General features: G+C 48.0%; 10 protein-coding genes and 2 pseudogenes. 7 read left to right on the top strand and 5 right to left on the bottom strand.

Annotated elements, in window-relative coordinates; translation table 11 throughout:
• The first annotated feature begins 46 nt into the window (after positions 1-46).
• The 7 genes and pseudogenes from ACIDITHRIX25_RS84380 to ACIDITHRIX25_RS84350 all read left to right on the top strand — a co-directional run bounded on the left by ACIDITHRIX25_RS84380 (position 47) and on the right by ACIDITHRIX25_RS84350 (position 7,869).
• Positions 47-2,302, top strand: a complete 2,256-nt coding sequence (locus ACIDITHRIX25_RS84380; protein ID WP_201732055.1) for an arylsulfatase — start codon at positions 47-49, stop codon at positions 2,300-2,302.
• Between the two features lie 15 nt (positions 2,303-2,317).
• Positions 2,318-2,890, top strand: coding sequence for a hypothetical protein (locus tag ACIDITHRIX25_RS84375; protein ID WP_052606503.1), 573 nt, complete (start codon positions 2,318-2,320; stop codon positions 2,888-2,890).
• A 223-nt stretch (positions 2,891-3,113) separates the two neighbouring features.
• Positions 3,114-3,383, top strand: coding sequence for an alpha/beta fold hydrolase (locus tag ACIDITHRIX25_RS84370; protein ID WP_201732054.1), 270 nt, complete (start codon positions 3,114-3,116; stop codon positions 3,381-3,383).
• A gap of 83 nt (positions 3,384-3,466) precedes the next feature.
• Positions 3,467-3,823, top strand: coding sequence for an alpha/beta hydrolase family protein (locus ACIDITHRIX25_RS84365; protein ID WP_200891292.1), 357 nt, complete (start codon positions 3,467-3,469; stop codon positions 3,821-3,823).
• 363 nt (positions 3,824-4,186) lie between these two features.
• Complete coding sequence (locus tag ACIDITHRIX25_RS84360; protein ID WP_201732053.1) at positions 4,187-5,200, top strand: hypothetical protein; 1,014 nt, start codon at positions 4,187-4,189, stop codon at positions 5,198-5,200.
• Entirely contained in the window at positions 5,200-6,045 is an 846-nt protein-coding gene (locus ACIDITHRIX25_RS84355; protein ID WP_201732052.1) for a TIGR03084 family metal-binding protein, read from the top strand. Before ACIDITHRIX25_RS84360 ends, ACIDITHRIX25_RS84355 begins: the two co-directional genes overlap by 1 nt.
• Positions 6,046-6,070: 25 nt before the next feature.
• A pseudogene (locus tag ACIDITHRIX25_RS84350) lies at positions 6,071-7,869 on the top strand (acyclic terpene utilization AtuA family protein).
• A gap of 165 nt (positions 7,870-8,034) precedes the next feature.
• On the opposite strand, the gene ACIDITHRIX25_RS84345 reads toward ACIDITHRIX25_RS84350, so the two are convergent.
• From ACIDITHRIX25_RS84345 to ACIDITHRIX25_RS84325, 5 genes and pseudogenes are all read right to left on the bottom strand, one after another.
• A complete protein-coding gene (locus tag ACIDITHRIX25_RS84345; protein WP_052606522.1) occupies positions 8,035-9,522 on the bottom strand; it encodes an anthranilate synthase component I family protein in 1,488 nt (495 codons plus the stop codon).
• 188 nt (positions 9,523-9,710) lie between these two features.
• Positions 9,711-10,028 (bottom strand): annotated as a pseudogene (gene hisI, locus ACIDITHRIX25_RS84340) (phosphoribosyl-AMP cyclohydrolase); the annotation flags it as partial.
• Between the two features lie 11 nt (positions 10,029-10,039).
• Positions 10,040-10,333 (bottom strand): GroES family chaperonin, encoded by a 294-nt coding sequence (locus ACIDITHRIX25_RS84335; RefSeq protein ID WP_052606506.1) that lies wholly within the window; start codon positions 10,331-10,333, stop codon positions 10,040-10,042.
• A 126-nt stretch (positions 10,334-10,459) separates the two neighbouring features.
• Positions 10,460-11,230, bottom strand: coding sequence for an imidazole glycerol phosphate synthase subunit HisF (hisF, locus tag ACIDITHRIX25_RS84330; RefSeq protein ID WP_052606507.1), 771 nt, complete (start codon positions 11,228-11,230; stop codon positions 10,460-10,462).
• A complete protein-coding gene (locus ACIDITHRIX25_RS84325) occupies positions 11,212-11,973 on the bottom strand; it encodes a 1-(5-phosphoribosyl)-5-[(5-phosphoribosylamino)methylideneamino]imidazole-4-carboxamide isomerase (RefSeq protein ID WP_052606508.1) in 762 nt (253 codons plus the stop codon). Before ACIDITHRIX25_RS84325 ends, hisF begins: the two co-directional genes overlap by 19 nt.
• Between the last annotated feature and the right edge of the window lie 136 nt (positions 11,974-12,109).

The following is a 12,109-nucleotide window of genomic DNA, read 5'->3' as shown; positions in this document are numbered from 1 at the left end:
GCCATCAGAGATGACACCAACAAAAAAGCAAAGACAAGGACCTAAGGTGATCAACGAACCATTATTCGGCGGCAAAATCGGCCGAACATATCAAGAGTCAACGCCACATTGGCCGGATCCGCCCTCTGGGGTCGGCCAACCAAATGTGATAACTATCATCTTGGATGACACTGGATTCTCACACCTTGGATGCTATGGATCGACCCTTGCAACCCCCAACATCGACGCCCTAGCCGCTGGTGGCTTGCTTTACACCAACTTTCACACTACGGGCCTTTGCTCTCCATCGCGGGCAGCAATTATCACCGGACGTAACCACCACAGCGTTGGAACGAGAGGGGTATCCAATTGGAACACCGGATATCCAAACATGCGAGGTGGCGTCTCAAAAAATGCAGCTACCACACCCGAACTGTTGCGCTCTGCCGGATATGCCACCTTTGCAGTTGGCAAATGGCACCTAGCTCCCATGATCGAGACATCGGCCGGCGGCCCTTACGCTAACTGGCCGCTACAACGGGGGTTTGATCGCTATTACGGCTTTTTGCAGGGAGAGACAGACCAGTTCTACCTTGAATTGACCTATGACAACCACCATATCGATCCACCCAAAACTCCAGAGCAGGGTTATCACGTCAGCGAAGACATAGTTGACCACTCGATCCTATGGCTTAGAGATCTGCTGTCGATTCGTCCAGATCGACCATTCTACCTCTACGTCGCATTTGGTGCAACGCATGCCCCACACCAAAGCCCACTTCAATATCGCCAGAAGTGGCGAGGGGCTTTCGACAGCGGCTACGACGTAATTCGACAACAATGGTTCGAGAGGCAGTTGGAAAAAAAGATAATTCCCCTCAACACCACCCCCTCACCGAGAAATCCGGGGGTGCCGCCTTGGGATGATCTAACGGAAAATCAAAAGAAGTTTTCGGCTCGCCTCCAAGAATCGTTTGCTGCAATCCTTGAACACACCGACCACCAAATTGGCAAGTTAATGACGTTCCTAACAGAACAAGACAAGTTAGACAACACACTGATTCTGCTTCTCTCTGACAATGGAGCAAGTCGCGAAGGAGGACCCTATGGGGTCAAGGATGAATTTAGCTTTTTCAACGGCAAATTAGAAGACATCGACTACATAGTTGAAAATAATCTAGATGAAATCGGGGGTCAATATTCACATTCGAACTACCCCTGGGGAGGGGCCCAAGCTGGCAATACACCTCTTCGCTGGTACAAACAAAATACCTACGGAGGTGGGGTTCGCGATCCGCTAATAGCACACTGGCCAGCAGGAATCCAAAACCCAGGTGAGATAAGGACCCAGTTTTGTCACGCAATAGACATCGCAGCAACAGTGCTTGATGTAACTCAAACCACCTTTGTCCAAGACAATGAAGGCCAGAAGCAGATTCCGCTGCATGGCCAATCCATCGTGCCAACCTTTAACGATTCAATGGCACCTCCAGTTAGAAACTCGCAATATTTCGAACAGATCGGCCACCGTGGAATCTACCTAAATGGTTGGAAGGCAACCACTTACCATGAACAAGGAACCCCGTACGAAGACGACGAGTGGGAACTCTTTGACCTATCAAAAGACTTCTCTGAGTGCCACAACCTCGCCACCAAATACCCTGATCGCCTAAGTGAGATGGTGGATACTTGGTGGTCTATAGCAAAAGAGATGGGCGTCCTTCCACTAGACGATAGAACTATAGAACTTTTTGGAGTTGAAAACCTTCCAGCAACACCCCATAGCGGATACAGCTATAAGTACCTTCCACCGATCTCTCACATCCCAGCAGATGCCTGTCCAACTCTCGGTGGTCGACTTTGGACCCTAAATGCAACAGTGGGAATATCAAAGAGCGATCCATCCGGTGTCATTTACGCAAGAGGAAGCCACAATGTGGGCCATAGCTTCTTTATAATCAACGGGGAACTCGTCTTTGACTACAACGCTCTAGGCGAGCACCACCAGGCTAGATCACCGATATCTCTTGTCGCAGGGCCTCACCTTCTCTTTGCAAAATTTGATCGAGAGGGCCAAGGAGGTAGCCTTTCGGTCGGGGTTGGCACCGATACCCTAACAACAGTGCAAATACCGACAGTCATCAGGATGCTTGGCTCGATGGGAATGGACCTTGGGCGCGATGGCCTCTCAAACGTCTCGCTCGACTACAGCGGCGACTTTGCCTTTACCGACAAGATCAAAGAGGTTACTTTTGAAATTCGATCGAGAAAGAGCAAAAAAGATCTCGAAACCATAGCGACCATAGAGATGTCGCGAGAATAATTTGGAGGTAAAAAATTGAATGATCCCGTGCTAAGAATCGACTCGATTAGAAGAAGAATGCACGCGATGCATTCGCTCTACTATGACGCAGTGGCAACGATGACAATCGATGATGTCAACCATTTTGAACGAGAAGGCGTCTTACCCATTGCCTTTAGCCTCTTTCATATAACGAACATGATCGACACCTCATTTTTGCTAATGACGAATACGCCTATGATTTGGAATTCGAAGTGGCAAGATCAGATCGGTCTCACCATCCCTGATCACGGCAAAAGCAAAACGGTATCAGAGATGGTTAACCAAAGAATTGGTGGTTACGGGGCATTCAAAGAGTATATGGGGCTGGTCTTTTCGCGTACCGAGCAATGGCTAGAGACATTAGATTCCAGCGATCTTACAAAGATTATAATTGCGAAACCGTTTCCACCTCAGATCGCATCAACCTTTAGCGCCCGGGTCGCCGGCGAAGAAGGAATCACTCTTGAAGATGCGATCGAGTGTTGGATCTACCAACACGGCCTTCGCCACATGGGCGAGATTGAACACGCCAGAGGGCTAGTGGGCCTTGGCGGTATGACTTCTTAGGTTGCAAGTCCCCAATTAACCAACCAGAGATCAAAAGACAACACAAATCACAAGAAAACCGCAGCTCAACATGAGATATAGTCCTTGTGCTTCAATTTCCTCAAGGACAGATTCACTACCACCTAAAACAAAAGGAACTACCAGGCTATGAAAGCTCTACGAACTCCAGAGTCCCAACTTGAGCCAATTACGGACTTCCCGTTTAGTCCTCGCTATGAATCACTTGACGACTTTTAGAGGCTCTACACTGCGATGTACCTATATTGATGAAGGAGATAGCGATGCTCCCGTAGTTCTTTTAATGCACGGTGAACCATCGTGGAGTTGCCTCTTTCGAAAGATGATCCCCCCGCTTCTAAAAGCGGAATTTAGATGTGTAGCACCGGACCTAATTGGCTTTGGACGAAGTGACAAGCCAACTCTAACTACCGACTATACCTTTGGCCGTCATGTCAACTGGATGCACGAACTAATCATAAAAAATTGCCGCTAGACGAGATAACACTATTTTGCCAAGACTGGGGTGGCCTTATTGGCCTTAGAGTAGTTGGCATGGAGGCCGATTGATTTGCTCGATTGGTGGTTGCAAACACCGGCCTCCCAACCGGTAATGCAAAGGTATCTAAGGCATTTAGCGCATGGCGTGACTTTTCGATCCAATCTGAACAATTTCCAATAGGCGATATTGTAAATGGCGGATCCCTAGGTCGTCTCTCTCAAGCCACAATTGACGCCTATAGCTCCCCTTTCCCGGACGATATCTACAAAGCTGGAGCGCGAATCTTTCCGACCCTAGTCCCAATTAGTCCAGACTACCCTGCTCACCAGGATAATTTAGCCACATGGGAGACACTTTTTAAATTTGTAAAACCTGTCTTATGCGCATTTTCAGACAGCGGTCCAATAACAAAAGGGGAGAGACGAAGTTTATAGAGACAATTCCCGGTGCAAGTTTAGTTCAACATCATACGATCTTGAATGCTGGTCACCTTCTCCAAGAAGCGAGCTCCCAAGAACTTGCCCAGATGATTATCGACTTGATCAAAACCACAAGTTGACCACCAACAACCTACATCAAGATCAGCATAACCTTTAAGCCCTATCAACCTTTATTTATCAACCTTGATACATAGACCTAGATGTTGAACGATAAACCCGAGCAATCAGAAATAAAAAGAAAACCACGAACAAATGAGCTAAGTTAGGGGTGATTTCACTCCTTGGTTAAACTTCCCTTAATGGGTGAATTCTTTTTCATATTATTGCCTCGTGAGACTATCTAGCGAAAGGTCACAGTTGTCTAATTTCGACTCGACCATCGACCTAAATAGAGCCACCAGAATCATCAATAGCGCCATTCAACATCGCGTCGATCGCGCCTACCAACCAAGCGTAATTGTGGATCCAAGCAGCCACCTCGGATCCACCAACCCCACCAAAAGGCTCAACAGAACCATCTGTCGACCTAGGCATAGACCTAGTAACCACCTCGTAAGAGTCAAAGCGACTTCGAAAGACCTCTCTTTTGCAACTGCTCACAAAGCTCTGGGTGACGAAGCAACATCGCCACTAAAGAACAAAGATTTAACCACGACCAAGATCGCACGCATCCTTGATGTGACGACTATCTTCTTCCTAGTACCACTAGGAATGAATCTTTCCGACTCAGATTTTTACGCAAAAGAGTTTTTCCCTGAAGCTCAGTTCACAGATGAACTCTCAAATAAAACAAGCCACCATAGGCCAAAAGAGATCACCATCCACCGATCCCCACCAGCATTTTTATTGGTTTCGGTAATCGAGAGCCACCGAAGCATACTCCGACCGAGAAGATCGGTGCATGCTACCCCACTAGGCCAAGGACGCCAATCATGCAGCTTTCAACTTAGCAGGGATACACTTTCCCAGAGGGTCAGAGTCACAATTAGCAGATCTAACCCTAGTGATAATACCCTGAGAAAAAGAGTCCGACTTCCCTTTGAAAATCGGCCATTGGATTTAGTTCCAATTTTAAAGAAGAGGCTAAGGATCACAAAAGCTACCATCGTCAAACTTGATGATGTGACAATCCTCAAAAGACTCGGGCGATTGATACTAGAGCCGCAAGTCCGCCTAAAACGCATCAACAAAGTTATGGCACTATTTGGATTAAAGGTAATCACCCAAGTGCAAAAAGCACACACAACTCGGCTATTTGCGACGCCGTTGGCGCTTTCATCATTATTCAATGACGATGGAATGAACAGAGATAGAGTGGTCGCTCCGCTATGGCCTAGCGGCAATATATGGACTGTATTCAATGGCTCTTAATGAAAAAAGCACCCATCGAAATGGAGGCAAAGAAGATGGTAATAGATATGGACAAACTGCTCAAAGATCTTTCTTTGGAATCTGAGGTCTTGATAGACCTTTTGGATCACCTTGACGACTTGGCTTGGAATATCCAAACACCGGCAGAGGGTTGGACGATTCAGGATCAGGTAAGTCATCTAGCTTACTTTGACAACGCAGCCACCCTTGCACTGAAAGAACCAGATAGATTCAATTCAGAGTTAGCAAACGTAATCGCCTATGGAGAAGATTTTCCCAATGAAATTGCAAAGCAGAACCACAATATGGCGCCAGACAAACTCCTGGAGTGGTTCAAAAGTGCTAGAACCGCTCTAATCTCTTCGTTTCATGGAGTAGACCCGCGCTCTCGATTACCCTGGTACGGTCCCGATATGAGCGCAGCAAGCTCAATCACTGCGCGCCTCATGGAGACATGGGCCCATGGTGTAGACATTGCAGATGCCCTAGGGGTTCGGGTCATCCCCACGAATCGCTTGTTCCATATCGCACACCTTGGATATGCCACCATGCCCTTTGCCCATTTGCTAAGGGAAATACCGATTCCTCAAGTTTCAATTGGAGTGGAGCTGATTGCGCCAGATGGTTCAAAATGGACCTTCGGGCCGCCGGATCCGGCCGAGGTAGTTTCTGGAGACGCTCTCGACTTTTGTTTGGTGGTAACTCAACGACGGAACCTCGCTGATACGACAATTATAACTAGCGGTCCCAACGCTGCAAACTGGATGCAAATCGCACAAGCATTTGCAGGTACACCTGGTCCAGGGCGAAAGCCAACCCTCAAAGAAGAATCAAAAGCGAATTAGCTACCCACGAATGGAGAGTCTCGAAATGAAAACCAAGAGAGCGGTCCGAATCGCAAATTGCTCCGGCTTTTACGGTGATCGTATGCAAGCAGCCCTAGACATGGTCGAAGGCGGCCCAATCGACTTTTTAACGGGAGATTACCTAGCGGAACTGACAATGCTTATTCTTTGGAAGTCGCGACTGAAAGATCCTCGTGCAGGCTATGCAAGGACATTTCTCACCCAGATGGAACAGGTACTTGGCACCTGCATGGATCGCGGCATCAAAGTTGTGAGCAATGCCGGTGGACTGAATCCGTCAGGACTAGCAAATGATATCCGCCAACTAGCAGCTCGCCTTGGTCTAAACCCGAACGTCGCCTACATTAGCGGCGACGACATCGCCCCAGAGATTCCCAGTCTTTTAGAGGCTGGATACGATCTTGAAAATCTTGATACAAAGATAAGTCTCAAAAACTCGAATATCCAAGCACTTACAGCAAATGCCTACTTGGGGGATGGGGCATTGTTGAAGCTCTAAAAAACAACGCCGATGTCGTTATTACAGGGCGTGTTACCGATGCATCCTTGGTGGTTGGACCTGCCGCCTATTGGCATGGTTGGGAGCGAACTGACTTCAACGAGCTAGCTGGCGCAGTAGTCGCCGGTCACATAATTGAATGCGGACCGCAAGCAACTGGCGGGAACTATCCATTTATTGCAGAGATCACCGATAGGCGTTACCCTGGATTTCCCATCGCTGAAGTGGCATCTGACGGAACCGCGGTCATAACCAAGCACCCAAATACCGGTGGCTTGGTGAGCGTTGGAACCGTAACAGCACAGCTCCTCTATGAGATAGCCGAGCCCCAATATTTAAACCCCGATGTGATAGCACACTTCGACACCATCGACCTCAAAGAGATCGGCACAAACCAAGTGGCGGTCTCTGGGACAAAAGGAAGCGCTCCGACACAAGACCTAAAGGTCGCCATCAACTATCTCGGTGGTTTTCGCAATACTATGACTATGGTGCTTACCGGCCTGGACATCCAAGATAAAGCACAATGGGCCCAGGATGAGCTCTTTGGTATTCTTGGCGGAAAGGAGAGATTTGAGTCAGTCGACATACAGCTGATTCGTTATGATCAAATGGACGCACCTAGTAATGAACTCGCTATCGCTCATCTGAGAATAACTATAAAAGATTCCGATCCAGGCAAAGTCGGAAGAGCCTTTTCAGGTGCAATAGTAGAGCTCGCCTTAGGTGGTTATCCAGGATTTCATGCCACCTCAATTCCCACTTCAGAAAGTGCCTACGGCATTTACTGGCCAACGCTCATTCCCGCATCTCTCGTCAGCCACGAGGTAGTTCTAAGCGACGGATCAAGGTTACCGATACCACATACCAATCAACAGGATGGGACCATAAGTCATACAGCCCAAAAACCAACAAAGTCAGAGCCTAAAATCTCTAAGGTAATCAGCAGTAAAACTCATTCGATCCCCTTAGGTCGCCTATTTGGCGCTCGCTCGGGAGATAAGGGAGGTAATGCAAATGTTGGCCTCTGGGCACGTAACGACCTTGCCTATGAATGGCTCTTGGAGAACCTTGGGATAGATACTTTCAAAGATCTACTGACGGAAGCAAAAGATTTAGAAGTGCGGAGGTTTGAACTTCCAAACCTAAGAGCTATCAACTTCGTAGTGGTTGGTCTACTCGGCGAAGGAGTGGCATCCTCGAGCCGCTTAGACCCCCAAGCCAAGGGACTTGGTGAATACATTCGGTCAAGACACCTAGGGATTCCCGAGCAACTAATTCCCATTGAGTTCATACCCAAATAAGAATCCATGCTGGGAGAAAGCAATAGCAGGAAGCGATTTTCGAGGCAAAAAGATACGGGAAAGTCACTGAGATCGATTTTCGCAACTCGATTTTCAAAGGGGACCCTCAGTGAGAGGTTTTTCAGGGTCACTGGTCGCGCCTAAAGACTGCGATCTGACCCTAGATTAATCCCGATTCCTTTGGAATTTGCCGGTCATAGCGGCGATAGATGCGGCCTCCAAAAGTGCTTTGGCCTTATTGTTGCACTCTTCATCCTCACCGATAGGATCCGAATCAAAGACTATTCCGGCTCCTGCTTGAAGATGGCCCCGTCCGCTTGGCTCAACAAGCAAAGTTCTAATCGAGATAGCCACATCCATATTTCCGGCCAGATCGAAGTAACCAACTACTCCAGCGTATGGACCTCGCTTGTAGCTTTCAAGTTCATTGATAATTTGCATAGCCCTGACCTTGGGAGCGCCCGAAACAGTACCAGCTGGCATCGTCGCCTTCAGGACATCGATTATCGTCACCCCTTCGCGACGCTTAGCTGATACCTGCGACGTAAGATGCATGACTCTCGAATAGCGCTCAAGGGTCATAAGTTCATCGATATGCTCACTGCCATATTGCGAAATTCTTCCCAGATCATTCCTCGCCAAATCAACCAGCATCGTATGCTCAGCTAGTTCCTTGGGGTGCTCAATCAGCTCAGCTGCCAGCAATAGATCCTCGGCCTGAGTGGTACCCCTAGATCTAGTTCCAGCAATAGGACGCGAAATGACCTTCTGACCTTCCACTCTTACAAGAGGCTCCGGCGATGAACCTGCGATCTTGATCTCTGGAAAGTCGACAAAATACATATAGGGAGATGGGTTTTTCAACCTGAGGACCCTATAAAAGGACAACGGGTCACATTCGAGATCGAAGCTAAACCTCTTCGAAAGGACGACCTGAAAGATATCGCCGTCCAATATATGTTCTTTGGCAATCTCTATCGACTCGACAAAGGAGTGCTGAGAGATAGATACCTCTAAATTCGATAGAACAATGCCGCTTTGAGAGATCGGAGCCACAAATGGCGAGACAGATATATTGGAGACGCGACGCTCCAATTCGTCCAAACGGTCATTCGCTTCGTCGTAGAGGCGTGAGTGCACGCCACCACCTGAGTCGCCTGGGACAACAACTGTGGATATCAAAAAGACTCGCTGTGCAAGGTGGTCAAAACATGCCAAATCCCCAATGAGAGCACATATGGCATCAGGAAAACCAACTGGATCTGGATTTCTCGCTCCAATATCTTCGACCTCTGAGATTACGTCATATCCAACAAACCCCACAAAACCACTTTGGAGAGGAGGGAGTTCCGCCATTGGCTCGGTAGCGAGCTCACCTAGAAGTCGATCGAATTGATCTAAATAGCTGCCATCAGGGTCAATCGCCAACGATCGCGCAAGTTCGTGATCTTGGGTCACAAAGGAGACCTTTGAGTCAGTGAGGCTAAGAACACCTAGTGGGCGTATACCAATAAATGAATAGCGCGACCAACGTTCGCCTCTCTCGACGGATTCAAGCAAAAATGAGTGACTCTCTCCGCTAGCAAGGGCTCGATAGACCGAAACCGGAGTCAGCTCATCTGCCAATATCTCCCGATAAACAGGAACGATCATGCTTTGAGCCGCACGATCTAAAAATTCTTGCCTCGATAGAAATCGCACGAACTAAACCAACTTTCAATTAATCCATCCATCAATGGGCTCAACGCGCAAAGCTTCATTAGAGTTAGCTAGCAAGAAGGAGCGCTGACTTTGGTAGATACCTATCAATCAGGCTAAGATGCCATTTTGGAGTCGGCGATCAAATCCCGATAAAAACAAGAGTAGTTCCCGGTATGACATGCCCCAGATCCCCGCTGGATCACTTTTATGAGTAAGGTATCCCCATCGCAGTCATAGAGGAGCGACATTACCTCTTGAATCGCTCCCGAGGTGTCGCCTTTAGCCCACAGCTCTTGGCGGCTTCGCGAATAAAACCAAGTTCTACCACTGGATAGGGTCAGACGTAGCGACTCTAAGTTCATCCACGCCATCATTAAAACTTCATTGTTGGTCGAGTCTTGAACGATAGCAGGGACTAAACCATCTGAATTAAATTTTACTAACCTTTCTAGATCGATCTCGTCGTGGGTCACAGGTAAAGTCCCGTTTCATTTACAATTCGCACCGATGCCACAGCGTGAATGTCTCGCTCCTTTAGAATCACGTAGTCTTCACCTTGGACTTCAACCTCAAACCGATCCTCCGGATTGAAGAGGACCTTATCTCCTGGAGATATCGATCGAACGGCTGGACCTACGGCAACGACCTCGGCCCAGGCAAGTCGCTTGGCTACTTGTGCAGTAGCTGGAATTAGAATGCCCGATCGAGAATGGCGCTCGCCCTCGGATTGAGGAGTTGTGACCAGAACCCTATCGGCCAACATTGTTATAGCTTGCTTTGAATCTTCCACTTAACTCTCAAAAAATGTTGAATGAAATTTAGATACTAGTTGGTCGATCCTATAGTTCTTTTTCTTTCGATTCGCCAATCAACTTTAGATCGGCCATCGCTACTCCAAGATGCGATTTGGTCTAACCGGTATTGATTGTGCTAGCAGTGCATCTTTTACCTCTGCGACCGAAAAGGTGCCAAAATGAAAGACCGACGCAGCCAAAAGCCCAGTAACTCCGCTAATCTTTGCTCCTTGGACAAAATGATCCAGTGAACCCGCTCCCCCCGATGCAATAATAGGAACGTTCGTAGCGCCCGCTACCGCCGAAAGACCCTCGAGATCAAAACCTTCCTTAGTCCCATCTCTATCCATAGAGGTCAATAAGATCTCTCCCGCACCAAGTCGCTCTCCCAGGATAGCCCAGCTCTTCAACTCAATACCGGTAGGAGTTCGTCCGCCATGGGAGTAAACCTCAAAGCTTGAACCGGTCCATTTTGAATCAATTGCCAAAACAACACATTGTGAACCAAATTCATTGGCTATCTCACATATCAAGGCGGGTCGCGCAAGGGCTGCGGAATTCAAGGCGACTTTATCAGCGCCAGCACGCAAGATTGCACGAGCATCACTTACACTTCTAATTCCTCCACCAACCGTGAGAGGGATAAAGACCACACTTGCTGCTCGTTTTATCAGATCGATAGTGATGGGTCTGTTGTCAGATGACGCTGTGATATCCAAAAAGACCACCTCATCGGCACCACTTCGATCGTAAAAACTGGCAAGTTCAACCGGATCTCCAGCATCTCGCAAAGAGAGAAAGTTGGTTCCTTTGACAACGCGTCCTTCATCTATATCCAAGCATGGAATCACCCGTACGCTTTGCATAGCTTTACCGCCTCCATAACGTCGATCAATCCCTCATGCACAGCTTTTCCAGAGATAACCCCGAAGATGACCTTGGAGTCTGAATCCCTATCAACCATCTTGACCAAATCACTAAAACCAGAGACACCGCCAGAGGCTATCAAATCTACGTCCGCATCCGCCGCAACTTTGCCAGCGTCAAAGAGCGTCTCAAAGTCGGGACCCTCGAGCGTTCCATCCCTTGAGATATCGGTCAGAACCAAGGCACTCGCGCCCAGTTCTATGGTTCGCGCTAGGGCCACTTCAAGTGTTACATCGCTTCTTTCTAACCAGCCATTGAGAGCACAGACCTTCTGGCCATCTTCATTGCGATAGTCAAGACCCGCCGCAATTGCACCAGAAAAGTTAGAACATAGTTCTCCAAATAGTTCTGGATCAGAGACGGCCTTCGTCCCAATAATCAATCGTGACACACCGCTCTCAACCAAGCGTTGAGCATCATCCATACTTCTAATACCACCGCCAACTTCAATTTTCACGCCAGCGTCGTTGGATATTGCCACCAAAGTACCAATTAGTTCTTGATTGTTACCGCTTTGACGAGCCGCATCCAAATCTACGATATGAATCCAGGAGACACCGCAGTCGATGAAGTTTCTTACCTGATCCAGCGGCGAGTCATAAACTTTAGCCATGTTGTAGTCACCCTTATAGAGGCGCACCGACTCGCCACCCAAAAGATCGATTGCGGGTATGAATTCCACCTTTTCACCTCACTCTAAATAGTTACTAAAAACCAATTTCCACTAAAGCCAGCCCACAAGCCAATATCCCAGAACCCATATCCCATTTGCGAAGTTCTAGCCTTATCGCCATTAACTGTAGCTATCGCCATTAAGC

The organism is Acidithrix sp. C25 (genome assembly GCF_904848545.2).
This window is presented reverse-complemented; position numbering and strand designations above follow the sequence as displayed.